The sequence below is a fragment of the Proteiniborus sp. MB09-C3 genome, from assembly GCF_030263895.1.
GTDB lineage: Bacteria > Bacillota > Clostridia > Tissierellales > Proteiniboraceae > Proteiniborus.
The window spans coordinates 1,574,416-1,599,557 of sequence record NZ_CP127161.1 but is presented as its reverse complement, the minus strand read 5'-3'; the positions used below and the strand labels follow the sequence as shown (position 1 = coordinate 1,599,557).

The window sequence follows — 25,142 nt, the reverse complement described above, 5'->3', positions numbered from 1 at the left end:
ATATCTGTTCATTAAAAACACTACAATACTTATTTTATTTTAATTATAGTCTAAAACTGGAATCTAAGTTTAAATAATTATACCAAGTCGGCTGTATTAAGACAACTTGGTATAATTATTATATTTCGTCACATCCCAAGTATAGTCCAAATATATGCTGGTGCTGTTAAAGTAAACACCAAACATGCAAATAAGATTGCAGGTGCTGCCCATTCAAACTGCCCATGCTTTCTATAGTCAAAATAGGCAGTACCAAGTTTTGCAAAGAAGAATATTGCTAAGACAAGGTCAATCGCTGGGAATACAACCTTATTCACAACGGTTTTTATCTGTCCTGAAGCGTCGCTCCAAGTATCTTCAATTGCCCCAGCAACATCTCCTGTACCTGAAGCTAATGCTGAAGTGCTAAACATCAATATGCCAATCAGCACCATGCACATTGTTAGTGCTATTTTCTTGTTTATCTTCATAAAATCCACCTTTCTTTTTCTGTATTGTTTAAGGATTTAAGGGTGCTATATGCCAGTCTTGCCACAAGTTTCCCTTTATTGTCAATGTGTCTGTAAGGCTCATTGATAGCATTCCATCAGGAGTCCATGCATCTATAAGCCATGTATTTACTATATAAGCACCATCTGGCATCCATATTGGAGTAAAATGTGTACGATTCTTATAAGTGGAATAATTATTTTTCTTAAACTCAAACCTTGCATTTGAACCACCTGAAATACGTTCTAATAATCTCCAGTAGGTTTCATAGCGAAATTCTGGGAAATAGGAAACAGCATTTTGAGCATAAGTAATAGCTGAACTTTGATTACTACTTACATTTCCAGTCACTGTTTGATTGATTCCATATCCACTTTTAAAAGCACTTCCACTTGCAGTAGGATTCTTACTATCGTTTTTAATACTCATATCACTTGAAAGCCTCGCTGCATATTGTTCAAGATCAAACTCCCACCAACCATGGTCACACCAATATCCTGAATCCTCTCCTGTACTATGCCACACCCAATATGCTCGCCACCAAGGACTCCATATGCTCCAATTTGCATTTGTTTTTTCTTCTCTGTTTGGAACAGAAGAATGAGAAAAAGAGTCATTTCTATCATCTGCTACAGGATTTGGTGGTGGATTTTTATCTAAATCAACAATCTTAACATTGATAATTGATTTACTAGTACTACCCAGTCCATTCACTATTACATCTATTACCATATCTTGTTCTGTATCAGGAGTTGTCCATTTCACCCATGCAAGCTGAGAGTCGCCACTTGGGTAATATACATTCCCAACATTATAGGTTCTTCCATCAATAATAAAGCTTACACGTGTGGGTCTGTCAGGATCGGACTGTCCTCCACTAATCATGACAGAAGTGATTACCTCAGTATCTACTCTATATTCATAATCATATGTGCTAACAGTTGGTGGCTCTGGTTGTTCTGTAAATCGTACAATACCAAGTCCTAAAGAAGATTTTATATCTACATTAGTAGCTGGTGTTGTAGTACTTCCACTCCATGCTGGGTATCCCAAATCTCCTACCTCTAGAAACATAGCAAGTGGCAAATTTTTATGGGATAAAGATACCATCTTACTTCTAAGCAATCCACTTAACTGTTCATCATACATAGCAGTTTCTGTTGCAGTTGTAGCTATCATAACTCCTTGAAATGTGTAGTATGCCATTGGTTCCAAAAGCAACTTATAATCCCCACCAATTAAAATATCAAAATCCATTCCTGTTATTGATGCAATTGATCGGATAACTTGCTCATCTGTAAAATAGCTCTTTATGGCTGCAATATTGTTATTACCATTTGTACTTACAATCCTCGGCATTGTTTGAGATGGATTAATATAAGAATATGCACCTTGAATAGGTGACAAATTTCTTCCGCCATTATATTGAATTTTAGATACTTTACCAAAGTGAAACATAGTAGATGGAGGTTGTTTGTTTGTTAAATCAATAGGGGTAGTTACTGTGGCATGGTCACCTGCTCGAACTACAGTAACACGCACACCATCGTAACCAGGAGACCACTTATCACTACTCGTTCCATCTCCCATACCTCCACCACCTGAGTCAATATTTCCATCTCCAACTGCAAATACAGTAATGGGCATCATTAAACCAAATATCATTGTAAATATCAAAAATATTTTTAATATATTTTTCATCTGCTCTCCTTTCTGCAAATAAAAAACACTACATCTCTGCAGTGTTTTTCATTGCTAGTTATATTAATCCATATTTCCTATCTTATTTCCATTCTCATACATATCTTCAGCTACAGTACCTTGATTTTCTCCACTATTCTCTATCCATCCGAATCCAGGCAAGTAAGTTTTTCCTTGATTATTGGTATCTCCACCTTGTGGTTCATCATTATTTTTTGGTGTTTCTGTAGGTTTCTCTACTTTATCATGTTCTACAGGTTCAGGTGGTGTTTCCACTTTCTCACCATTTGGTTTCTGTGTTGAATCTGTAAGCTGTTCCTTTGTAGACTCTTTCGGTTTTTCTACATTTCCTTGAATGGTTTGCTCAGTGCCTGTATCTATCGCACCGTTATCTATCGATTCATCCTCTGGAATCTCAATTTCTTGCACTATAATTTCATCTTCTTTTTCTGTAATTACAGGTTTTTCTACTATGATGTCATTTGTTTCTATGCTTTGATTTGGCAGTACTGCATCCTCTATGGGTTCTTTCTTAAACTGAGCACTTATTAGAACTATAAGTATTACACTGATTATTAAACCACTCGCCACAATTAGTCTTCTTTTGGTTTTATCATTTATATTGATCATAGGTTTCTGCCTCCTTATTAATCTTAATTACCTATTTCTTTCAAGCTACAAACTACCACAAGATTTCCTGAAAGTCTATCTAATTATTCAAATCCTTTAAAACTTAGGTGTATAGCCAGCACTTGTCTTTATTTTTATCTTCATACTTGGAAGAAGTTTACCTCCAAAGGATACTGGTACTTCAAGCATTATGCTGCTATCCGCCTCAAATCTTGAATCTGATCTATCCCCTAAAGCTAATGGAGCATTTCTTATATCTACTTCTAAATTCCATATTTTAAACTCTATTTTTCCTTCTGATGTGGTCTTAACATGATATCCACTTTTCCTACTTAATCCTAGAATTGTATCTAGTCTATCATAAATTGCTCCATAATCAAGAGATTCTTCAAAGTCATCTGCCATAGGCTGATATCCTCCTGAATACCCTTCACGTACTCCATGATAAACATCATCATAATTGTCATTGACAGTAGAAATCACTGCATCTTGAACAGCATCACGTACACCTTGTGCAATAATCATCAACCTAAAATATTCTGATACTCCTGTAAAAATCATTATAAGACACAAAGTCACTGCAACAATCAACGGAAAAGAACTGCCTTTTTTATCGGTTAATATTCTTTTTATTTTATGCAAGATTTCACCTACTTCCAATATACTTCTGATTTCCCAGCGGCATCAGCTCTTAAGGTAACAGGAAAAGAACCAAATCCTCCAAACAGACCTATATTTGTTTCAAAGGTAACAGTAACACTTATCTCTTCATTTAACTGAATTCTTCCTGTCTTCGACCATTTAACCGTTGGTGTAATACCAGTTTTCTCTCGAAGTAAAAGCTCCCTATTTGTAGTTTCAGCTCCTACCCTTCCTGCAATTTCTGCTTCCCTTACAAGCTCTGTAGCAAAGGTATCTACCTGTTGTTTTATAATATAAGCTGGAAATACTCTCACTGCAAGAGCAATAACAAGCATGGAGCAAAGCACAAGAATTGCAACATCTATATATCCCTCTCCTTGTTTGGATTTTAAGATTTTTAACACATAGACACCTCCTAGAACATTCCACTAAGGGAACGTATAATTTCATATACAATAATGGCCATATAGGTCATTAAGAAACACATAAGCATTACAAAAGAAAACACTCGAATCTTAGGTGGTATTTTCATTGCCTGTGCCTTTAACCTTTGAAGCTCAAGTTGTTTCATATCATGGGAGAGCATTTGAAAATACATGGAACCATCATCTCCACGCAATACCCCAATCAATCCTCTAGTAATATCTGATAGCATCGGTGAATTAATCCTTGCCTCAAATCTTGTAAGTGCTGCCTCATAAGAAGAAGAGCGCATATCTGCTGTTAAGATATCCAGCTCATCAGCAAATTCCTCTCCTGCATTTTTCTTATAGTTCTCTATAATAGACAATACATCTCTGCTTGCCTTTAACTCCTGAGTAATGGTTGCTACAAATCTTGGCAGTTCCACTTCTATTTTTTCTTTCTTTATCTTTAATATCTCATCTGCTTTACGAATTTCTTTAAAATATATGATAATGCTTAAAAACATAAGTATTGGTGCAATAATTGGAAGTATCATGAGACAAGGAATAATTAGTAGTGCAATTATTCCCGACTTTAGCAACGCTGATGCAATGAACTCTTCTGGAGTCAGGTTCATTCCAGCAGCATTTAATGTGTTTTTCATTCTGCTTTTTTTATACTCATCCATAGGAATATATTTAGCAAGCTTTACTGCCAATCCCATAAGAAGTACATCTACGGTTTTAGCTTTTTCTTTTCCCTGTTTACCAGCAGATAACATAGCCTTTTGTGTTGCAATGCTTGGCAATTTCAGCAAATCAGCAGAAATTAGAAACAAACCAATGGCAAGCAACATGCCAAATGTAAAGATTAAAATTGTCATATTCGGCTACCTCCTATACTCAATTGGTTGGGTTAATTTAATTACTAAAGCTGTTGATATAAAAATAGCCATAGCACAAATAGAAATAATAATCTGTCCCAAAGCTGAATGCATTAAAGTGTGGTACCAGTCTTTGTTTAGAAAATACAAAAGAGGTATATTTCCGACGACCAGTATGACCATGGTAATGAATTCTTTTCTTGGTTCAAAGACCATATTTTCAAGTTCTCCATTTACTACACGCATATCCGATAGTTTACTTACAATGGGTGTTAGGGTTGTCTTTAAACTTCGGTCAAGCTGACAAGCTATTAAAGCATCACACCATTCACGAAACACAGCATTATCAATCTGTCCTTTCATAGCTTGCAAAGCCCCTATAATATCTGGGTTTATCAGCTTTATCCTTGAAACGAAACCCTTAAATACAGACAGAACTGGTGGGTTTAGGTAGTTCATATTTTCCTCAACGGCAGTAAGAATATCCTCATTTCTTAAATAAGCAGTTGTTATGATGCTTAGTGCTGTTTCTAACTCTGCAGCAATATCCCTTTTAAAATAACTTTGAGTAAGCCTTATATACCAAAATGGTAGAAATATAAAGCCTATTGCCATCACTGGTACTAAGAAAAAGTTACCCAGCATAATAGCAATAGATCCTCCCATAGCAAACAATAATAAGGAAAAGGCACAAAGTATTGGAAACCTCTTCTCTCTCCCTGTAACTTTTAAAATTTCTTGCACTTCCATGATTTCACGTCTTAAAAAAGATACCTTCTTTCGCTTTGTAGTCTCATTAATCTCATCCTTAATACTCTTTGGTTTACTTATCAGCTTTTCAAATATGTTTTCCGTGAACTCCATTGGTGAGATTCCAAATAAAATAAAAAAACCTGTAATCATTCCGATACAGGCAATCAACAAGATGGTACTCATAGAGTTTCCACCTCCTTTGTTTTCAGTTTTTCTATAATGTCAATTGGCATTCCATTTTCCAAGAATCTTTTACTAAGGCTATCTGAAATGCTACCAGTCTGCTCATGGTAACCATTAATTATAAATTTCCCATCTTCCATACGATTTTCAGTAATCACATATTGATATAATGGGCGGTAATTCCTTGTGCCATCTGGAAGGATCTCGCATTCCATTATCTCCATCATCTTTCTTTCCTTATTTTCAAGTTGCTTACAAAACACAACAATAGGATAAGCCTCTGTTACATATCCCATTAGGGTTTCATCTGACATATCTACTGCTCGTTTGCAAAGGGATACCATTCTCCTGTAAGTTGCCTCACACGAGTTTGAATGTATGGTAGTCAGAACAGCTACCCCTGTTCTTGCTGCCTCCTGTGCTGCATTAGCCTCTGCTCCACGCATTTCTCCTACTACAATAATATCTGGATTAAAACGCAAAGACATATCAAGCAAGGTAATCTGATCTACTCTTTGCCTTTCATTCTCACTATCACGTGTTATGGTATGAATAACAGAATTAGTTACTCTTCCTTCTTTTTCACGAACCAAGGCAAGCTCACGCGATCCATTTTCTATGGTAAATATTCGCTTATTATTAGGAATTGTAGTTAGTAACCATCCAGCAATTGTTGTTTTACCAGAGCTTGTTGCTCCTGCCACACAAACAGAAATACCATAGCGAATACATTCTGATAAAAACTCAAGCATAGGATTTGTTGCTGTACCACCATCTACAAAATCCTCTTTTTTCATACTTTGAGGATTTACAATACGAATAGAGGCTGAAATACCAACATCTTCATCCACTAAGGGAGTTTTAAGCACTGCAATACGAATATTCTTTGTAAGATGACCAAGTACAGCGGGACTAGCATTATCAAGTACCATACCAGAAACATGGAGCATTCTCCTTATTACATTAATTGCATGTTCAGGAGAATCAAAATGTTCGTTAAGCTTTTCATTTCTACCATCAGAATACTGCACTTCGATATCTTTCCATGAGTTAATGTCTATTTCTTCAATACCTTCTCCATAAATATATTTTGTTAAAAAACCATACTCAGCCATCTCTGTATAAAGTGCATCAATTAACTCATTGCCACTCATACCTTTTACTGAGATTCTGCTGTCCTGAACATATTTAGAGATATATCGTTTCATCTGCTCTTTAGAATCCTTCATAGTTCCATCGGTAATAAGAACAGAATAATTACTTGAAATATATTCTTGAACGTCCTTTAGAACTGTAGAAAAGTCCTTACCCTCTGTTTCAGGGGTAAAAAACAGGGAGTGAGTTCTATTTTCAGAACCTAACTCCCTTTGTGTTTCTTGAACTTCTTGTGATTCTTGTATCTCTTCTATTTTTCCCTCTACTCCTTGAGTTTCCAGCATTTCAATTGCCCTTTTGAAGGTCTTTGATATTGCCTTTTCATTTGTAGATGACACGTTTTGTTTCCCTTTTGTCTTTAGAAACACAGAACTATTTCTTTTCTTTCCTAACACCCAAACACCTCCCTTGCTATCTTCTCAATTTCTTTGCGAAATGCCTTGCTATCCTTCATGGATAATTCATCGAATAGATTTCCAGCTAGGTATTGTTCCTCAAGTTCCTGTGAATGTGGAAGCTTAAAGGCTACACTTCCAAGTGCTTGACTCATATGGTCTACCCCTTGCTGTGGTTTAATGTTTGAAGCTATTTTATATTGCTTATCTGTATCCCATTTCCCATCACGAAGAAGAGGTAATTGACTTGATAAATAACTGATGCTTTTTAAATCACAATTGGCAAGTCTTAATACGGAATCGGACTCCATTAGTGCAACAGCAGATAAAACATCATTTGCTATATAACTGCCACAATCTATAATAATAAATGGTGCGATTTCACGAAGGCTATCAATCAGCTCTCTTGCTTGCACTTCTGAATAGGGCGGATAGGTATATTCGTTTTCTCCCTTTAACATGCCAAGGATAGTAAGGTATGATAGCTTTTTATGAGTAATCATATTGTGTTTTACAAGCGACTCTGTTACATGGGTTGCAGCAAGGATACTTCCTAATGATTTTTCGCATTCAAGTTCTTGTGGTGGGCAGATGCATGGGAGCATTGGTGCTGTCATATCGCACAATACCAGTACTACATTCTTTTTCTTATCCGCAAGATATTTTGCAATCTTTGTAGCTACTGTTGTTTTTCCACTCCCGGGACTTCCCCAAACAGCTAAAACACCACCATGTAAGATTTCTTCCTGAACATTTTCTCCCTTTAAATTGCGAGTAAAAATACTATTTTTCTTAAAATTTAACATCTTTACTCTACCTCACTTCCTGTTTCTTCTACTCCTTCAGAGGATTTGTTTGAGTTATCTATTGCCTCTTCTACTATGTCTTCTTCAGATACATCTTCCGTTTGTTCTTCTGGTTCTGGATAATAGAGAGTTTTTATAATTTCCTCTTGCATATCAATAAACTTCTTTGTATTCTCTGGACTTCCACGATATACAAGCGATAAGTGGGATTTGGAATCTACCTCTAGTTCTGCTAGAATATTACCTTGCTCAGGGGTTACTAGAAGTGTTACCGTTGATGGAAGTTCTCTTTCATCTTCTGTTCCTTGTTCATTTGTATTAGCATCATATCCTGATGAGGCTGTTACAGAAATCACTTCTACATATTTAAGTTCTGCTGGGATAACTGTTGCACCTTGCTTTTTATAATCAGGGGCAATAACAGATACAATATCTCCACTTTGTAGCTTTCCTGAAAGACCATTTGCAAAGGTCTTAATAGTTATGGACATTGCCTGTTTACTTCCATCTAGATTATATAAATAGGCATTTTCAGCTGCTGGTATCTCTGATAATTTTGTATTTAAAATATAATCTCCAATTCCTAAATCTGAAACTGCAAACTTACCGATCGCTGTTTCTTTGGTACGAATTACATTTTCAGGCAGATTAAATCCACCTACTTCTACTACTTGGACCATATCCTTTGTAATTTCATCGCCTGATTTTATCTCCTTTGTCACACGGATAATTTCTGTCTTTTGACTGATCCCTTTATTAAATAATGGTGTAATACCAAAACAAATAAGGAGTGACAATACGATACAAATCACTCCAACTACTGTCCTATTCTTTAAAAAACTCATAGTATATTCCCTCCTAATTTATAACGAGGTGAAGATGCCCCCACCTCGTTGCAATGGTGTGAAGTAATCGCTATGCAATTACCTCTGATATTTAAAAATACATGATTAAAAAACCTATCCCTAAAAAGGGAGCAAGTGGCATAGATAAATTCTTTGCCACCTGCTTTTTTCTGATGATTGATGAAATTCTTAACATGATATAAAACAATATCAATAAGGTAAGTCCTATTATTAATCCATAGATTCCTTTCCAAAATCCAAGGACAAACCCAACTGCGGCAGTTAGCTTAATATCTCCGCCTCCGATACTTTTTTCTTTCAACATTGCTGCTATAAGAAATGGCAAGGCAATAAATATTCCTAATAGATTTTGAAAACTAAATTTCAGAAATCCTGTTAATACAAGGAGTACGCAGACCGTGTCTGGAATTTCTCTTCTTTTAATATCCGTATAAGATGCTACCAAAAGCAGAGAAGAAAAAAGCACCCCCTGTAGGATGCTACTAGCCTGCATAGTTAAACATTTCTTTGATTCGCTCTTCTAATGTCGGCATAACCACTTCACCGAATAATGCATACAGGCCTGCAAGGAGCAATGCTCCTAAAACTACGGCAATAAGGATTTTTACTGCAGTATCAATATACCCTTCTCCACAGTTATTGTTAATTGCAATCTTTACAGCCACTGCTTGTCTGACTAAAAAGTTTTTTGTTTTTATCATTGTCTTACTCATAGTGATTCCTCCATTTATTCAAAGTGATAGTTAACAGAATAGGTGATATTTGATTTGTTATACATACAGTTATGGTTTGTATAGTAATAAAATTCTAGTTTAGAATAAACACCAGCACCAAGAGTCCTACTAAATGTAATACCATTGCTTGTAGTTCCATAATCAAGCTGATCCCACTGCTTTGTCAATACATTGTATCCTCGAACTCGGCCATGGTCACTTCCGCTATGTCCTGATACAGGTGGAACAGTAAAAGTATATTCAGTTATAGTTGCTCCTTCTAATCCATTTTCTAAAATAACAGAATCTGGACCTGTCAAAGTCATTCCTCCACCACCATTGGAATCAGCAACAAAGAACACAATTGCTGCCCAAGGAGATTCTGCACCTGTGGAATCTACTGCCTTAACACGAACTACATTTTTCCCTAACGGATATACCTGTTGTTCTGCATTACGTCCTTCCCAAATATAGGTAATTGGATCGTTATCTGCATCAGTACTACTAGCTGTAATAGTCACCTTTGTTCCAGGGGCAACACTATTTCCATTTGGAGTTCTACTAATTACAGGAGCCGTTGGAGCTGAGTTTACAATTGTAAAACTCTTTTCTACCCATGGTGAATAAGCACCAGCTATGTCCTTTGCTCGTACTTTAATGGTGTGTGTACCTACCGAATAGTAGTTATCAGCTGTTGTTCCTTCATATTCCAAGGTTGTTGCATCTCCATCTGCATCATTTGCAACTGCCTTAATATCAACAAAGAACTTACCATTTTTAACGGTTCTAGTTGGTGTAGCGGTTAGTGTTACTGTTGGTGCTGAATTTATAACTGTAAAGCTCTTTTCCATCCATGGTGAATAAACATCTGCTATATCCTTTGCTCGTACTCGGATGGTGTGTGTACCTACTGAATAGTAGTTATCAGCTGTTGTTCCGTCATATTCCAAGGTTGTTGCATCCCCATCTGCATCATTAGCAACTGCCTTAATATCAACAAAGAATTTACCATTCTTAACAGTTCGTGTTGGTGTAGCAGTTATCGTCACTGTTGGTGCTGAGTTTATAACTGTAAAACTCTTTTCTACCCATGGTGAATATGCATCTGCTATATCTTTTGCTCGAACTTTAATGGTATGTGTACCTACTGAATAGTAGTTATCAGCAGTTGTTCCTTCATATTCCAAGGTAGTTGCATCCCCATCTGCATCATTAGCAGCTACCTTGATATCAACGAAGAACTTACCATTTTTAACAGTTCGAGTAGGTATAGCTGTTATCGTCACTGTTGGTGCTGTATTAGTAACAGAGATATTTTCCGAATGAGTAAACATCCTACCTTCACTATCTGTAATTGTAGCGATAAGAGTAAATCCCCCTATATCTGATATTGAGATCTTACCTCCATCATTTGCAAGTTCTCCACTAAAAGAAGCTGGTTCACTTACTTTTTCTAATGTCCACTGAACCTCATTATTTCCAAGATTTTCAGAAGTGGTTTCTACTTCAAACTCTTTGCCATAATGAATTGATTCAGGCATTGTAAAACTATACTCTACAACAGGCTTTATGGTTATATTTTGGGAATGTGAGAAACTCCTTTTTAGAAAATCTGTCATTGTTGCAGTTAGAACATATTCCCCTTCTTCAAGAAAAGTGATTTTTCCACTATGTGCATTTAAGCTACCATCGAATGCTTTGTTTTCAGAAATAATTTTATCGTCTTTTGTAATACTCCATTCCACAGGCAGTACGTTGTTGTTGCCATGTGTTCTAATATCAATTATGCTGTCGGTGTATGCTAGAACAGGCAGTTCAAATCCTATATTTAACACAGGAAGTACTTCCGTTTTGCCACCCACTTCAAAAAGAAATACTCTGCCAGTATCATCAGTAATTCTAGCTACTAATTCATATATGCCAGCTCTTTTGAATCGAATATTTCCACCGTTATTATCTAACTTACCATCTACATAGGTTGACCAGTCCTGAAAACCAAAAGTATTATCAACTAGCCATTCAATCTTTAGTCCATCAAGTTCTGTACTATCTACATCTACACTAATCTCACTATCAGTATGAACATATTTAGGGAGTGTATAGCTCACGGATGGCACAGGATAGACTTTGAGTGCTTGCTCATAGTTATAAGTTCTTCCTCCATCATCAGTGAACGTTGCCTTTAGAGTGTATTTTCCCTTCTGAATAAATCGGATCATTCCACCATCATTTGAAAGTTTACCAATGATGAAGTTAGTAAGCTCAACCTCCTTACCATCTTTTACAAGGGACCAATCAGCAATATGATCTCCGATTTCTCCAAAAGTAGCTTCAACTTTTATGGTATCATCTGTATGAAATATTTCAGGAAGATAAAAACCGGCTGAGCCTACAGGATATACTGTAATAGCTACAGTTTCCTTGAATACTCTTCCGGTCTTATCACTCAATGAAATAGTTAGATTATATACTCCTTTTTCTTTAAAACGTATATTACTTTCTCCTACCTGAATGTTACCTTCAATGAAATCTTCAATAATAACTTCTTTACCATTTTGAGTAAGTGACCACACACTCTCCATTTCCTCTGCATTCTTTGTTTCTGTATTTAATGTGATAGTCTTATCTGTATGGGTAATATTTGCAAGGTCCATTTTTATTTCTGCTAATGGATATACAGTAATAATATCTGATACTTTAACTTCTTTACCTAACTCATCAGTAATTGTGGCACTTAATTCATATACTCCATTAGTTTTAAATAAGATTAAGCCACCACTTCCTGTAAGTTCTCCTGTAATTACAATTTCAAGGTCTATTTCTTTGCCATCTTTTTTAATCGTCCATACCAAGGAATTATCTTCTAGATTCTTAGTAACAAGATCCACAACTACTGTAGTATCAGTATGTGCTGTTTCAGGCAGCTTAAATTGTGCTGATACAACTGGATAAATGCTTATAGTCTGTTCACAGACAACTGCCTTGCCCCTACTGTTTAACGCTGTAGCCGAAAATGTATAACTACCTGTAGACTTAATTTTAATTACTCCACCTTCTGCTTTCACTTCCCCATCTAACACATAGGAAATCTCGGTAGGAATACCATTTTTAGTAACTGTCCATGCTACAGATTTTACATTACTGCTATTTGGGATAATTTTTATTTCTTCTCCTACATAAGCCGTGTTTGGAAGTGTATAATCATATTTCGGTGCTGGTACATAAGATGAACCTCCATTTGAGGATGAACCATTATCTGAAGGCTTATCTTCTTGCTCCACATCAGGAGAATCTACAACATCTTCTTCTATTTTATCAGTGGTTTCTTCTTGCTTAATTATCTCTTTAATTTCATCATGCTTATCAAGGATTTCAAAGGCTTCACCTCGTGTTGCCTCTCCGTCAGGACGTATTGTTCCGTCTGGATAACCAGAGATTATATTATAATGTTTGCCAGCACAAATATACTCACGTTCCTCTTCCGACAAATCATCTTCATCGATAAACCCTGTATTACAAGGACAATCTACGCTATGATTATCCTTGCCTATAGCTCTAACTAACATTTTAATCATTTCCAATCGAGTGATAGGCTCATCTGGAAAATATTTAGCACCATATTCTTCTTTGATGATAATGCCTTCATCAATAAGTGCCTCAATTTCTTTTTGAGCAAAATGTCCTGCAATATCCTCAAATACTATGTTAACCGTATTTGTTCCCTTTGGCTCAAGTTCCATGATTCTTGCTAAAAGAGCTGAAAATTCTCCCCTTTTAATTATTTCATCTGGATGAGAAAGTCCATCCGGATATCCATGAATTACACCCTTTTTTGAAAGATTATTAATTGCATCCTCAGCCCAATGACCTACACTATCAGAAAATACGAACCTTGTTGCATAGGCAGAACCTACAAAACTGGTAATTAAGATACAAACTACCAATAGAATATTGATTACTCTCTTTGACTTATGATTCATTTTAAACTTTCCCCCTTTTAGCCTGCATAGTTAAACATTTCATTGATTCGCTCTTCTAATGTTGGCATTACTACTTCACCAAATAATGCATAAAGTCCAGCAAGGAGCAATGCACCTAAAACAACAGCAATTAAAATCTTTACAGCTGTATCAATATAACCTTCACCATGGTTATTACTAACTGCTACCTTTGCTGCGACAGCCTTTCTTGTTATAAATTCATTTGCTTTTCTTAAGATATTTTTCATCCTGTTTCCTCCATTATTTTTATTTTAAATACTCATATCCATATCTTGTATTTGATTCTGTTGCTCAAAATCAATTTCTTTAAATCCAAAACGGTCTACATAATAAAACTCACTGCCATTGTCATCATATAGTTCAACTACATCAGACATTGACAGTGAGTGTCCAGTAAATCCACGAGGATGATTTAGATTAAACTTTGAATAGATAGATTCTAAATCATTTGTTTCTATTTCTCCTTCATATACAAGCTCATAGTTATTTTTATCTGGCTCTCCAAAGCTTTCTTTTAGTTCCTCATATCCAATAAACTTACATTCAGGACTTATATCAGCTCTTAACTGCCAGATACGACAGTCTTTAAGTGGTACTGGTCTTTCATTATTAATAAGGAGTACACCTTCTTTTGAAAGTCTTTCAAACACCCCCTCTGTCCATTTTGCTGTAAGCTTACGGTTGCTAATCCACTGGCTAAATTCATCATTTTGAAACATAGAATCTACTATTGCTATGCCGTCTTCCACATATCCTGAAGGATTTCCATAGTAAAATATACAGCCATTTTTAAGTTCAATTCCTGTCATAAAGCACCTCCCATCATTTAATCTCCATAGACAATATCCTCCATCATAATCCTTTCTTCTAATTCCATGATGCAGATACCTGACATCTCAAAGATATCAATAACAAACTTTGGTACATCAGCTATATCATAGTCATAATCTGCTTGCATCACTATGATTTCCCCACTGTCTTCTTCTGTACAAGCACAAAGTTTTGCATCCTTTGGAATACCAGCTTCTTCAAGGAGATAATCAGGAACGATAATCTCATCATATTCTTCAAATCTATCGCAGTAGGAGCAATCATGACATCTCCCACAAATGCCTGCTAGATGAACGATTAATTCTTCTGAGAGATTTTTAAGTCCCTCTGCCACCTTTATAAGCTCCATTGCATTCATCGTTGTTTTCATGGCAACAACAGCATTCTCTAAGGTATTAAATTCAATTTCTTCACACCCTATAAGGTCTGCTGCATTAAGTATTTCATTTGGTAAACTAATGTTGTTGTCTAAAGATTCTTTAATCATTTTCATTATAAATTCCTCCTTGTTTTCCTAGTCCATTTTTCATTTCAAATAAATTAATTTGTGATGGAGAATTTATCTCCCTTTCGTGCATATCATAATTTGCCACCAGTATTTCAGGAAACTGGGCACCATTATCATAGCGCTGTTTAATATTATTGATACGGGTGTAGCTTTCAATCTGGATGTTTGGTGCATCGTATAGCTCTCTGATAAAAGAACAATCATTGTAGGAAAGTAAGAACTTTCCCCCAATGCCCATCAGGGTATCCCTAAGTCTTATATGATCCTCTTTCTTAAACCCATCTTCACCAACATTCTTATAATACTTTTCTGTTTCAAAATAGGGTGGATCTGCATAGAAAAAGCTTACAGGGCGGTCATACTGCCTTATCAGCTTTTCAAAATCTTTATTTTCAACCACTACTTTGCTAAGTCTTCTATGTGCCTGTTCAATTATTGGAAAGTTGCTCCACATATCATGAGGCTGACTTCCGAAGCTAGTAAGGCCTGATGCATAGCTATAGCGAATCAATTGATAAAAATATGAGGCTCTTATTACATCACTGGTAGGACTGTCTCTTGCAAGTGCCTCCCTTACTATGTTGAAATCCTCACGGGAGTTTAACACAAAATATAGTGCATCTATTAATTCGTTTGGTTTCTCCCTTACACAACGATAAAGATTGGTTAAAAGTCCATTAAAATCGTTATATACTTCAAAATCATTGCCCGGTGGCTTATGAAATAATACCCAACCTCCACCTCCAAACACTTCTATATACCGTTCATAATATAAGGGAAAGAGGGATACAATTAAATCTCTTAAAGATTTCTTGCCACCTATCCAGCTCATAAAACTATTAATACTTCATCACCTCTCTCTTACCTCTTTATCAAGGTCTAATCTCAATTGTCCACTTGCATCTGGAAAATGCTCTAAAGCTTTGACTAATCCTCTCTTTGCTTTTGCAATTTCTCTAATTCGACTTGTCATCTGTCCTATACTAGCAAGTAGTTCTTTTCTATCTGCAGCATAATAATATCCATTGTCGCCACTGCATATGGGATTGCCATCATTTCTTAATTGATTGACTAATTTCCTAACAGTTCTTGAACTAATACAAAATCTACCTTGCAGATATGCACTAGGTACTGCCTTAGAGGTTCCTGTATGATACTCTTTCATGTAAATTAAAAAATCATGTTCCACCTCCTCGCCTCCTTTCTCATGCCATGTTTCATAACACTGTGGATATGATTGTTTTTAGGCAACAAAAAAAGGCCGACTGCTATGCTGTAATTTACAGCAAACAATCGGCCTTATCTGTCTTTAGATATTAAAAAAACACGGATATCTTCCGTGCTATCTTAGTACACCAAGTTCTCTTTTATTTTATAAACTTATTCCTCCCATACCTTGTGATTGCTCTTTGGACGGCTCATCTGACTCTTTCATCTCTTCTTCCTGTGGACGAGATAACACTTTGAAATTGTCTTCTCCGGGAATAAGGCCAAGACCTCTGCCATTATCCCATTTCATGTGTATGGTTCCAATGTCATCTACCCCTAGCACTGTTCCCTTTGTACCTTTTTCAACACCTTGAACATCATCCATTGCCTGAATTAATTCAATTCGTGTGCCTACAGGATAGCCATTTTTAATTCTTTCTACTTGATTCCTATCATTATTCAAATTTCATACCTCCCATTTTTTGATTTTCTTCTATACCCATTTCTTCAGCTGTTTTAATAAACCAGTTATCGCTGTCCCAAAAGCTAACATAAATATCTCCCATATCAGTACTAATCTCTCTCTGCTCAAAACCCTCTCCCCAGCCGTCAGAAGACTGACCGATTATATTATCTTTAATCTTTTCCAGCTCCTTTGGAGTCAATTCATCATTTAAAGTAAGAATAGCTACCCCCATTAGTTCTCCTTCTACGATTTCAACAGAAAACACATACTTGGATACTTTTGCATTAACACTGTCATGGTCATCATAATATCTCATCAGACCTCTTTGATCTTCTTCTGGAAGATTATTTTCCTCTATTGCCTTCAGGATTACATCTAGATATTCAACTACTTCAGCATTTGAAATTTCCTGTGGTTCATTTGTATACTCTTTATAACCATATTCATTTTCTATATCATATGTTGTTATCCTAAGAGGCATATACAGTTTTAAGGTTTTCAATTCTTCTTGTTCAGGAAATACCATTCCAAGACTTTCAAATAATAAATTGGCAAGTTTTTGATTATATCCATGGTAAGTGATATATCCTTTCTCTGAGAACGCTCCAAATTCATGTGCCATTTTCTCCTGTCCATATCTTTTAAAGTCAATGTATTCCTCAAGATTTGAATCATATTCAAAATGTCCCGAGTCACAAATCATATATCTTCCATAGCTTTCTACACTATGGATACCATCAAATAGTTCAAATTCATACATAGAATCTGCTAGTGTAAAGATTTCTTCAACAGTTCGAGGTTTAACATAGTCCATAAGTTTTTTAAAATATTCTATATCATGGTTGCCTATTTCCTTATAATATTCTGCTAAATTATTTAAGGTATCTATCTTAATTAATGGTATTGTATCAGCAGAAATAATATTTATTATTCTATCTGAAAAGTTATGGCTTTCAATTGCAACTTCACAATCATGTAAGTAAGGAGTTTCTAATCTCAACAGTGCCTTTTCAATTTCAACATCAGAACAAGGAAGATAGATAAATTCATTTTCACCTTTTGCGGTCAGCTGTATTGTTGCTACAGTTTCTTTCCAATGGTATAGGGGAAACTGCTTGCCATTATATATTTGTTCTGGTTCATTGCTATTTTTATATAAAACTCCATAAGGAGTAATTCTAGAATTAGGATTATTTTTTATCACTTCCATTGCAAAGGCTCCACCATCAAGCTCTTCTAATTCTCTAGTTGCTACTGCTTGCTTTTCTGATAGATATAAATCTTTTCCTACGGTTTCTAGATTATTAAAGTCACTTACAAGGCTATAGCAATGAGTATTAAAGCTTAGATTGATTAACTCTGCCACAGTCTTAGGGTTTTCTGCAAAGGCAGAAGCTAAAAATACTTTTCTTTCCTTTGTATCGAAACTATCCATCCTCTTAAATAAGAAATTTAAATCATCTATGTTACATTGTTTACCTTTTAGAACTTCATTCATATCTGAATCATAGACCACTTCTTCAATATAGCAGTTGGGAGCAGTTGAAACTTCAACTTCCAGTTGATTATATACTTTGGATATTCCGCTTTCCTCATAAGGAAAATTAAACATAATTGACTCATCTTCTTTTCTGTCGATTCTTTTTAATCTAATTAGCATATCTATCCTCCATCCTATTTTTAAATTGAAAATACATCTGCACCATACTTTGCAATTAATGATGCGTTAATTATTATCTTAAATGCAGTATCATCAATAAGTTCTTTATCTGCTATCTCACTGATTCTTATATATTCTTTTCCTGTCGATATAGTTTTTGCCGTTTGGTAAAGGGCATAGCCTTCTGTACTAATTTGTCTAAGATGTATCTGTGAAAAATTAAATCCATTTTTTAAACAGACCGCATGCTCCGAGATGTTCCATAATACTTCATCAGCAGTAAGAAGAAATATTACTGCAAGGTAGCTTGGCGATCCATTCTCTATATCAATATCTTGTTTCTGAATTAAATGATAAAATCTTCCCTTGTGGTTATGATTTAAAAATAGTTCTCCAGCAAATCTATTACTAAGTAATTTCAATCTTTCTTTTAGAGCATAGTTTTTTATACTTTCAAAGCAATCTCTTATCAGATCCGTATATCCAATTTCATCTGCCTCTAGTTTTTCTTTGAAACAAGAGCAGTCATTAGGGTTACCTCTGCTTTTAACCTTTGCTACACAACCATTACAAATACTAATTCCTCCTTCACAATTAAAGTGATTATTAATGACTATTCCACTTCTTCTTTGAGGAAAATTAGGTGCCAGCATCATTAGCTGCTCTATTCCTTCTAAGGATGTTCCATACATAAAATATCTTGACATTGTTCTCAGTCCTTTCTATTGGTTTATTGAAATAAAAAAGAGGCGAAGACTATCGATCATTAGTTGACCGAAGACTTCGCCTCTTTGGGTTTCTTTATTTAGTTTTAGATTTATATAAAATAAATGCACCAAGATTTTTTATCTCAGTGCATTTATAGTTTTCATTTTTTGTTTTCAAATAATTGTTTGTGGTGCAAATTGGAATTTGTCTTAAAATTCAATATATCAATAATCTGTAACGAACAGTCTTCTACAGATAATTGAAATGTATCAACTGTCAAATCATAGTCGTCTTTTGGGAACAAATACTGATAAGATGCTTCTGCAGAACCCAAACATCTGCTTTTTCTCTCTTTTTCCCTTCTTATTAACTCTAACAGTGGACAAGTAACATGTATCAAGTAAATGTCGTATAATCTCAAAGCCTCAATTAGTTGCTTAAAGATTCGCTCACTTGTAATTACATGATCGATAATAACACCTTGTTGTGAATCAAGCATTTCAATTGCTTTATCGCAAAGTTTTGAAGATATCTCAAATACATCGTCCTCATATATCACTTCACCTGTTGACATTTTAAGAAAATCATCAATTGAAATTATTCCGTATTCCTCATTTTTCTTATCTTTTATAAATTTTTGTAGTGTGACTGCCAATGTCGATTTACCACTACTGGACGGCCCATTAAGTAATATAATTTTCTTACTCATCTTTATCCTCCATATAAATTCCTATTTGTCTAATTGCGTATAAATAGTTCATGTTTTTCTACTCTACATCTTCTAAAATATATAATATAATTTATCCATCAGTTTATCAACTAAGATTTCCATTTTTTCTCTGCAATCATTCGTTTTACCCTATGTCATCTATAAATCACCCCAAAAATAGGGGTCAAAAAACGGTGTTTTTTTGCTCTTGTTTTGCTCCAAAATCGCCCTCAACCCACTATATGTTGTGCCAAACCCTATTATTTCTCCTTCGAACCACAATACGTCATCAGAATTATACTCTCAACGTGCCCAGTCCACGGAAACATATCCACCGGCTGCACTTCCATTACCTTAAACCCATTTTCACTTAATACCTTCAAATCTCTAGCTAAAGTTGATGGATTACAGGAAACATAGACTACCTTTTCAGGTTTCATTTTTATTATTGTATCTATGACTTGTGGGTCACAGCCTTTTCTTGGTGGATCTACTACAACTACATCCGCTTTTATGCCTTTTTCGTAGAGTTTAGGGAATATTTCCTCTGCATTGCCACTATGAAATTCTACATTTTCTATGCCATTGATTCTTGCATTTTCTTTTGCATCCTTAATTGCTTGATTCACTGACTCTATGCCATATACCTTTTTAGCTTTTTGGGCTAGAAAAAGAGATATGGTTCCTATTCCACAATATATATCAAAAACCGTTTCATTACCTTTTAAATCTGCATATTCTAATGCCTTACTATATAACACCTCTGTTTGAACAGGATTTACCTGGAAAAATGATTCCGCTGATATGTAAAACTTCAAATTCCCTATATAATCGATTATCTTTTCTTCTCCATAAATTACTTGTGACTTAGCTCCCATTACCAAATTAGTTTTCTTAGTATTTATATTCTGGATGACAGTTTTAAGCTCTGGAATTCTATCTCTAAGCTTTTTGATAAACTGGTCTGAATGAGGAAGTATATTCCCGTTTGTAACTAGAACAACCATTGTATCCCCTGTTTTGAAAGAATTCTTAACTATAATATGTCTTAAAAGTCCCTTTCCAGTTTTATTATCATATGGTTCTATCTTAAATTCTTTGATGTACTCTCTTATTGCTCCTATAGCCTTGTCTGCTACATCATGCTGAATTACACAAGTATCTATATTAGCAATATCATGGCTTCCTTTTTTATAAAAACCAATTACTGCTTCTCCATTTTCCATACCTACTGGTATTTGAACCTTATTCCTATATCTATTTGGATTGTCCATTCCAATGATATTATGGATAGCTACTTCATCTAAACCACCAATTCTCTTGATATCATTCTTTACCTTATTTGTCTTAAATTCTAGCTGCATTTTGTAGTCTAAGCCTTGAAGCGAACATCCTCCACAATAATCTGAAATGCTGCATTTAGTATCTACCCTATGCTTAGAAGGCTCTATTATTTTGACTGTCTTCCCTAATGCATAGCTCTTTTTTATTTCTGTTATTATAACAGATACTTTATCCCCTATTAATCCGCCTTCAGTAAATATCGTATAGCCTTCAAGCTTCACAACCCCATTCCCTTCATGGCTTATATCTATTATTTCACCTTCAATTATATTTCCCTTATTGACTGGAATATTCATCTAATCTCTCCTTAAATAAAATCTTCACCTATTTAGTAAATAAGAATTATAAATAAAAATTCTGCCTTATTTTAATTTTGATATATACATATTAAGCGAACATATTATATTTTGCAACATTTTGACGTATTTTATATGTTTATCTATACCTTTTTTTAGTATAAAATGATATTATATATATAGGACAAGAATGAGGGGGAGGGTATATGTTAAAGGCTATTGGTAATCTGTTAATAATATTACTTATATGCATTGGAGCTTCTGGCATTTCTATATTTTATAGTCCTATTTTAGATGAAAGTATTACAATGCACGAGAATAATGAAGAAATAACTTTGTTAGCTACAAGCGAAGCAGACGATATATTACTAAATCCTGAGAGTATTTATATTAAATATAAAACAAATAAAAATGCTATTTTAATTTTTAATGAAAATCATCAGTTCACTGCAAGGATATACAAGGATGAAGAAATATATAAAGTTCACAATATCTATCACAACAGTCCCACCCAGGTAGAATTCACTAAAGATACTCCCTATAGTGTAAATATTGATATTTCCAAAAAGACTCTAGATTTACCTAATGGAGAATATAAAATCGAAATCATCCCAAATATAATTGATAATCCAATTAACATAGAACCATTGACTTTTAATATTAAATATCTAAGTGATGTCCCATACATACCTGCAACAAGTAATATTCCAGATGGCAAGATAGCATTAAATCTACACTTTTTAGACGCTAAAAATTCTGTCAAACAGCTAATTGGTATTACTCGATTTATTGATGATACTAAAAGACCACTTACTACATTAATGGAAGAATTAAAAAAGGGACCTGCATTTGAACTAGGACTCAATATGAATCCAATCATAGGAGCTTATAATTATGTATCATTAAAGGGTAACACAGCATATGTTGACTTGCCTTCAAAGGAAAGCATGTATACTGAGGATATCGAAAGAAGCGAAGCCGCTATGAATGCCTTTATAAAATCTCTCTCCAGTTACCCAGGGGTTGATAATGTTAGATTTTTAGTAGATTATAATAGGGCTAAGACCTTTTTTAATGATCAGGATGTAACTAAATCCTTTACTATTAATAATGAAAACAAGGCTTTTCTTGCATACGATTCTCCTAATAGATATTTCTTGGTAGAATGCAATATAGAAGGCTTCACTGAAGAAATGGCAATTGAAGATAAAGTCATCTTGATATTTAATTCATTGCAAAATAGTAATTATGACTATCTATCTTCTACAGTTCCATCAGAAGTTAAGCTTTTAAGCTCAAGATTAGAAAATGATGTTTTAGTAGTAATTTTCAATTCAAGCTTTTTAAATGCTTATAATAGCAATGATAATTTAAACAGAATGATGCTTGACTCTGTTATACTTTCTTTTACAAGTTTGAAGGAAGTAAATAAAGTAAAGATTCTAGTAGATGGAGAAACAGTTAATAACTTCGCAGGCCTTAATCTTTACAATGAAATAGCAAGGCCATTATTCATAAATCCAGAAAACTAACTTCAATATATATTGGGGATATAGTTTAACTCTATCTCTATTACTTGTATAAACAATATCTTATTGCATGCTAAAATCCACCTATATGGTGGATTTTGATATTTTTATTATGCTTTTATAGAAAGTATCAGCTCTCTTAATTCTTCGGATAAATTAGATAACCCTTGACTAAAGGAAGCTATCTCTTCCATAGATGCTGTCTGCTCCTCTGTTGCTGCTGCAGTATTTTGTACATTTTCAGATATATCTTTAGACATGCTTTCAATTGAACGTGTTGCATATAATGCTTTTTCAGCGCCTAAAGCTACTTGATTAATAGCATTTGTTATGTTCTCTATCTGAAGAATTACATTTTCAATAAGATCAGCTATTTCCTTAAAAGAATTAGCAGATTCATTAACAGCTCCCTTTCCTTTTTCAATTTCTTCTTTGCTAGTAGCCATACTTTCGTTGGCTGTTGATATTACTTGGCTATTTTTTTGAATAATAGTATAGATCTTATCTGTTGAAATCTTTGTTTCTTCTGCTAGTTTTCTTATTTCCTCTGCCACAACAGAAAAACCTCTTCCTGCTTCTCCTGCTCTAGCAGCTTCTATAGCTGCATTTAATGCAAGTAAATTTGTTTGCTCAGAAATAGTTTTAATAACCTCTGTTATTTCATCCATCTCTTTAGAACTACTATTTACCTCATCTAAAGAATCTAGAACTTCACTTGAGCTTTCTGCAATATTTATCATTTGATTCGTGACTTCTTCAATTCTCAACCTACCATTAGTAGATTTAGCAGATACTTCACTGCTTAATCTATTTATAGCTTCAGAATTAGCTGTTATTTCTTGAATTTGTTCCGATATTCCTTCCATAGCAGTTACTACATTTAGTATATCCTTCAACTGATTTTCAGAATTCCTTGCAATATCCGTTGATGACTCAGCTACATTAGCAGCCGACATAGCCGCTTGTTCTGCTACAGCAGTTAACTCTTGGGATGAGGCTGCCACCTGCTCAGAGGACTCCCCTATTTTATAAGCAAAATTTCTTAGATTTTCTATAACAGTTTGATAGGCAACTGCTATATTTCCAAATTCGTCTGACCTATTCAAAAGATCTGCATCTATGTTTCCGGCAACATCCAGATTAGCAATTTTTTCTATATGCTTTGTTGAGGTCTTCACAATTTTTGAAATTGAATTACTGAAAATTAATGAATAAGCTATTCCCACAATGATTGATACACTTATCATTATAGCAATAATAACTAGAAGCCTGTTTGCATCTTTTGCAATTTCATATCTTGCAATAGTTACTGCTACAGACCAATCCTTTGTATTTAATGGTGCATAGCCTCCTTGATTTTTTCCCCCATTAAGAAAATATGATTTAGTTCCTAATTCTTTACTTATCATTTTTTCAAACATATCTACTAGTTCTTTATGCTTATCATCATTTTTAATATTTTCTAAGTTTAAATCACCTGACTCTACAACTTCTTTATTTGGATAAGATATAAGTTCCCCTTTTTCATTTACTAAAAATCCATATCCAGTTTTACCTATCTGTACATCGTCGATAATTCCATAAAGATCCTCTGCCTTTTTATATGCTGCCAATACTCCAACCATTTTTCCTTGATAAAAAATAGGAGTAGCTATGGTTATTTGCATAATTCCTTTGCTCCTACTTAAGAATGCCTCTGTCATAAAGCTTTCACCAGCTTTAGCTTTTTCAAAGTAGTCTCTGCCAGCAGCATTGCCTTTACTTCCATCAGCAAAAGTTACATTTCCATCTAGATCAATTATTCCAATATCTATATATTCTAAACGCTCCATTTCTTTGTTTATTATCTCAGCTCTATCTTCCCATTCAATATATGGGTTACTGATGCTATCATAGCCTGCTAAAGTTTCTAAATTTGCAATGTATCTTGTAATACGTTCATCTACTAAGTTTGCCGCATCTGTTGCTTTGTTTAATAAAGTCTGATCTATGTAATTGTCAATGCTATTTTGAAATAATATATAGGAGAAAACACCTATAGAGAGGATCAAAATCAATATAATACTAGTATTTAGAGAAATGATTTTTGATTTTAAGGTTTTAAATTTAAATAAACCTCTAGATTTTTTAATCTTAGCTTGTTGCCTGCTGTCCATTTTCATAAAAGCTTTCTCTCCTTTTTTGCAAATAAAATAATTACGCCTTTGACAGTCTTTTCCTACATTTGATATTATTATTTATAGTTCTTTATAAAACAAAA

At 34.5% G+C, this 25,142-nt stretch carries 25 protein-coding genes; 1 reads left to right on the top strand and 24 read right to left on the bottom strand.

Annotated elements, in window-relative coordinates:
- Positions 1–128: 128 nt before the first annotated feature.
- The 23 genes from QO263_RS07665 to rlmD form a co-directional block, all read right to left on the bottom strand.
- A complete protein-coding gene (locus QO263_RS07665; protein ID WP_285628427.1) occupies positions 129–470 on the bottom strand; it encodes a DUF3852 domain-containing protein in 342 nt (113 codons plus the stop codon).
- Between the two features lie 28 nt (positions 471–498).
- Positions 499–2,190 carry a DUF8193 domain-containing protein gene (locus QO263_RS07660; protein ID WP_285628424.1) on the bottom strand — a complete coding sequence of 564 codons (1,692 nt, stop codon included), beginning with the start codon at positions 2,188–2,190 and terminating at the stop codon, positions 499–501.
- Between the two features lie 63 nt (positions 2,191–2,253).
- Positions 2,254–2,820: a DUF6550 family protein gene (locus tag QO263_RS07655; protein WP_285628421.1), complete on the bottom strand. Its 567-nt coding sequence runs from the start codon at positions 2,818–2,820 to the stop codon at positions 2,254–2,256.
- Positions 2,821–2,916: 96 nt separating this feature from the next.
- A complete protein-coding gene (locus QO263_RS07650; RefSeq protein ID WP_502928704.1) occupies positions 2,917–3,462 on the bottom strand; it encodes a hypothetical protein in 546 nt (181 codons plus the stop codon).
- A gap of 8 nt (positions 3,463–3,470) precedes the next feature.
- Positions 3,471–3,866, bottom strand: coding sequence for a DUF4320 family protein (locus tag QO263_RS07645; RefSeq protein WP_285628418.1), 396 nt, complete (start codon positions 3,864–3,866; stop codon positions 3,471–3,473).
- Positions 3,867–3,877: 11 nt separating this feature from the next.
- Positions 3,878–4,750, bottom strand: a complete 873-nt coding sequence (locus QO263_RS07640) for a type II secretion system F family protein (protein ID WP_285628415.1) — start codon at positions 4,748–4,750, stop codon at positions 3,878–3,880.
- Positions 4,751–4,756: 6 nt separating this feature from the next.
- Positions 4,757–5,686 (bottom strand): type II secretion system F family protein, encoded by a 930-nt coding sequence (locus tag QO263_RS07635; protein WP_285628412.1) that lies wholly within the window; start codon positions 5,684–5,686, stop codon positions 4,757–4,759.
- Positions 5,683–7,125: an ATPase, T2SS/T4P/T4SS family gene (locus tag QO263_RS07630; RefSeq protein ID WP_352169720.1), complete on the bottom strand. Its 1,443-nt coding sequence runs from the start codon at positions 7,123–7,125 to the stop codon at positions 5,683–5,685. The genes QO263_RS07635 and QO263_RS07630 overlap by 4 nt, the downstream gene beginning before the upstream one ends.
- Before the next feature lie 104 nt (positions 7,126–7,229).
- Positions 7,230–8,042: an AAA family ATPase gene (locus QO263_RS07625; protein WP_285628409.1), complete on the bottom strand. Its 813-nt coding sequence runs from the start codon at positions 8,040–8,042 to the stop codon at positions 7,230–7,232.
- A 2-nt stretch (positions 8,043–8,044) separates the two neighbouring features.
- Complete coding sequence (gene cpaB, locus QO263_RS07620) at positions 8,045–8,887, bottom strand: Flp pilus assembly protein CpaB (protein ID WP_285628406.1); 843 nt, start codon at positions 8,885–8,887, stop codon at positions 8,045–8,047.
- 91 nt (positions 8,888–8,978) lie between these two features.
- Complete coding sequence (locus QO263_RS07615) at positions 8,979–9,401, bottom strand: prepilin peptidase (protein ID WP_285628403.1); 423 nt, start codon at positions 9,399–9,401, stop codon at positions 8,979–8,981.
- Positions 9,391–9,621: a DUF6133 family protein gene (locus QO263_RS07610; protein ID WP_502928703.1), complete on the bottom strand. Its 231-nt coding sequence runs from the start codon at positions 9,619–9,621 to the stop codon at positions 9,391–9,393. Before QO263_RS07610 ends, QO263_RS07615 begins: the two co-directional genes overlap by 11 nt.
- Before the next feature lie 14 nt (positions 9,622–9,635).
- Complete coding sequence (locus QO263_RS07605; RefSeq protein ID WP_285628400.1) at positions 9,636–13,601, bottom strand: S-layer homology domain-containing protein; 3,966 nt, start codon at positions 13,599–13,601, stop codon at positions 9,636–9,638.
- Positions 13,602–13,618: 17 nt separating this feature from the next.
- Positions 13,619–13,849, bottom strand: coding sequence for a DUF6133 family protein (locus QO263_RS07600; RefSeq protein WP_285628398.1), 231 nt, complete (start codon positions 13,847–13,849; stop codon positions 13,619–13,621).
- 24 nt (positions 13,850–13,873) lie between these two features.
- The gene (locus QO263_RS07595) at positions 13,874–14,431 is read right to left on the bottom strand and encodes a YodL domain-containing protein (protein ID WP_285628395.1); all 558 of its coding nucleotides are present in this window, start codon (positions 14,429–14,431) and stop codon (positions 13,874–13,876) included.
- Positions 14,432–14,448: 17 nt separating this feature from the next.
- Positions 14,449–14,946, bottom strand: a complete 498-nt coding sequence (locus QO263_RS07590) for a hypothetical protein (protein WP_285628392.1) — start codon at positions 14,944–14,946, stop codon at positions 14,449–14,451.
- Positions 14,933–15,793 carry a DNA adenine methylase gene (locus QO263_RS07585; protein ID WP_285628389.1) on the bottom strand — a complete coding sequence of 287 codons (861 nt, stop codon included), beginning with the start codon at positions 15,791–15,793 and terminating at the stop codon, positions 14,933–14,935. Before QO263_RS07585 ends, QO263_RS07590 begins: the two co-directional genes overlap by 14 nt.
- An 18-nt stretch (positions 15,794–15,811) precedes the next feature.
- A complete protein-coding gene (locus QO263_RS07580; RefSeq protein ID WP_285628386.1) occupies positions 15,812–16,150 on the bottom strand; it encodes a hypothetical protein in 339 nt (112 codons plus the stop codon).
- 183 nt (positions 16,151–16,333) lie between these two features.
- Positions 16,334–16,633 carry a DUF4314 domain-containing protein gene (locus QO263_RS07575; RefSeq protein WP_285628383.1) on the bottom strand — a complete coding sequence of 100 codons (300 nt, stop codon included), beginning with the start codon at positions 16,631–16,633 and terminating at the stop codon, positions 16,334–16,336.
- Positions 16,626–18,296 (bottom strand): antirestriction protein ArdA, encoded by a 1,671-nt coding sequence (locus QO263_RS07570; RefSeq protein WP_285628380.1) that lies wholly within the window; start codon positions 18,294–18,296, stop codon positions 16,626–16,628. Before QO263_RS07570 ends, QO263_RS07575 begins: the two co-directional genes overlap by 8 nt.
- A gap of 20 nt (positions 18,297–18,316) precedes the next feature.
- On the bottom strand, positions 18,317–19,003 hold the full coding sequence (locus tag QO263_RS07565) for a hypothetical protein (RefSeq protein WP_285628378.1): 687 nt from the start codon (positions 19,001–19,003) through the stop codon (positions 18,317–18,319).
- A gap of 161 nt (positions 19,004–19,164) precedes the next feature.
- On the bottom strand, positions 19,165–19,713 hold the full coding sequence (locus QO263_RS07560) for a phosphotransferase-like protein (protein ID WP_285628374.1): 549 nt from the start codon (positions 19,711–19,713) through the stop codon (positions 19,165–19,167).
- 260 nt (positions 19,714–19,973) lie between these two features.
- The gene (rlmD, locus tag QO263_RS07555) at positions 19,974–21,353 is read right to left on the bottom strand and encodes a 23S rRNA (uracil(1939)-C(5))-methyltransferase RlmD (RefSeq protein WP_285628371.1); all 1,380 of its coding nucleotides are present in this window, start codon (positions 21,351–21,353) and stop codon (positions 19,974–19,976) included.
- A 206-nt stretch (positions 21,354–21,559) separates the two neighbouring features.
- On the opposite strand from rlmD, the gene QO263_RS07550 reads away from it, so the two are divergent.
- Positions 21,560–22,885, top strand: a complete 1,326-nt coding sequence (locus QO263_RS07550; protein ID WP_285628368.1) for a GerMN domain-containing protein — start codon at positions 21,560–21,562, stop codon at positions 22,883–22,885.
- Positions 22,886–22,992: 107 nt separating this feature from the next.
- On the opposite strand, the gene QO263_RS07545 is transcribed toward QO263_RS07550, so the two are convergent.
- A complete protein-coding gene (locus QO263_RS07545) occupies positions 22,993–25,044 on the bottom strand; it encodes a methyl-accepting chemotaxis protein (RefSeq protein ID WP_285628365.1) in 2,052 nt (683 codons plus the stop codon).
- Between the last annotated feature and the right edge of the window lie 98 nt (positions 25,045–25,142).

What these genes read in the sequence shown, in the direction of transcription:
- QO263_RS07665 (WP_285628427.1), bottom strand. Translation starts at nt 470, where the DNA reads ATGAAGATAAACAAGAAAATAGCACTAACAATGTGCATGGTGCTGATT.
- QO263_RS07660 (WP_285628424.1), bottom strand. Translation starts at nt 2,190, where the DNA reads ATGAAAAATATATTAAAAATATTTTTGATATTTACAATGATATTTGGT.
- QO263_RS07655 (WP_285628421.1), bottom strand. Translation starts at nt 2,820, where the DNA reads ATGATCAATATAAATGATAAAACCAAAAGAAGACTAATTGTGGCGAGT.
- QO263_RS07640 (WP_285628415.1), bottom strand. Translation starts at nt 4,750, where the DNA reads ATGACAATTTTAATCTTTACATTTGGCATGTTGCTTGCCATTGGTTTG.
- QO263_RS07635 (WP_285628412.1), bottom strand. Translation starts at nt 5,686, where the DNA reads ATGAGTACCATCTTGTTGATTGCCTGTATCGGAATGATTACAGGTTTT.
- QO263_RS07630 (WP_352169720.1), bottom strand. Translation starts at nt 7,125, where the DNA reads ATGCTGGAAACTCAAGGAGTAGAGGGAAAAATAGAAGAGATACAAGAA.
- QO263_RS07625 (WP_285628409.1), bottom strand. Translation starts at nt 8,042, where the DNA reads ATGTTAAATTTTAAGAAAAATAGTATTTTTACTCGCAATTTAAAGGGA.
- cpaB (WP_285628406.1), bottom strand. Translation starts at nt 8,887, where the DNA reads ATGAGTTTTTTAAAGAATAGGACAGTAGTTGGAGTGATTTGTATCGTA.
- QO263_RS07615 (WP_285628403.1), bottom strand. Translation starts at nt 9,401, where the DNA reads ATGCAGGCTAGTAGCATCCTACAGGGGGTGCTTTTTTCTTCTCTGCTT.
- QO263_RS07610 (WP_502928703.1), bottom strand. Translation starts at nt 9,621, where the DNA reads ATGAGTAAGACAATGATAAAAACAAAAAACTTTTTAGTCAGACAAGCA.
- QO263_RS07605 (WP_285628400.1), bottom strand. Translation starts at nt 13,601, where the DNA reads ATGAATCATAAGTCAAAGAGAGTAATCAATATTCTATTGGTAGTTTGT.
- QO263_RS07600 (WP_285628398.1), bottom strand. Translation starts at nt 13,849, where the DNA reads ATGAAAAATATCTTAAGAAAAGCAAATGAATTTATAACAAGAAAGGCT.
- QO263_RS07595 (WP_285628395.1), bottom strand. Translation starts at nt 14,431, where the DNA reads ATGACAGGAATTGAACTTAAAAATGGCTGTATATTTTACTATGGAAAT.
- QO263_RS07590 (WP_285628392.1), bottom strand. Translation starts at nt 14,946, where the DNA reads ATGAAAATGATTAAAGAATCTTTAGACAACAACATTAGTTTACCAAAT.
- QO263_RS07585 (WP_285628389.1), bottom strand. Translation starts at nt 15,793, where the DNA reads ATGAGCTGGATAGGTGGCAAGAAATCTTTAAGAGATTTAATTGTATCC.
- QO263_RS07570 (WP_285628380.1), bottom strand. Translation starts at nt 18,296, where the DNA reads ATGCTAATTAGATTAAAAAGAATCGACAGAAAAGAAGATGAGTCAATT.
- QO263_RS07565 (WP_285628378.1), bottom strand. Translation starts at nt 19,003, where the DNA reads ATGTCAAGATATTTTATGTATGGAACATCCTTAGAAGGAATAGAGCAG.
- QO263_RS07560 (WP_285628374.1), bottom strand. Translation starts at nt 19,713, where the DNA reads ATGAGTAAGAAAATTATATTACTTAATGGGCCGTCCAGTAGTGGTAAA.
- rlmD (WP_285628371.1), bottom strand. Translation starts at nt 21,353, where the DNA reads ATGAATATTCCAGTCAATAAGGGAAATATAATTGAAGGTGAAATAATA.
- QO263_RS07550 (WP_285628368.1), top strand. Translation starts at nt 21,560, where the DNA reads ATGTTAAAGGCTATTGGTAATCTGTTAATAATATTACTTATATGCATT.
- QO263_RS07545 (WP_285628365.1), bottom strand. Translation starts at nt 25,044, where the DNA reads ATGAAAATGGACAGCAGGCAACAAGCTAAGATTAAAAAATCTAGAGGT.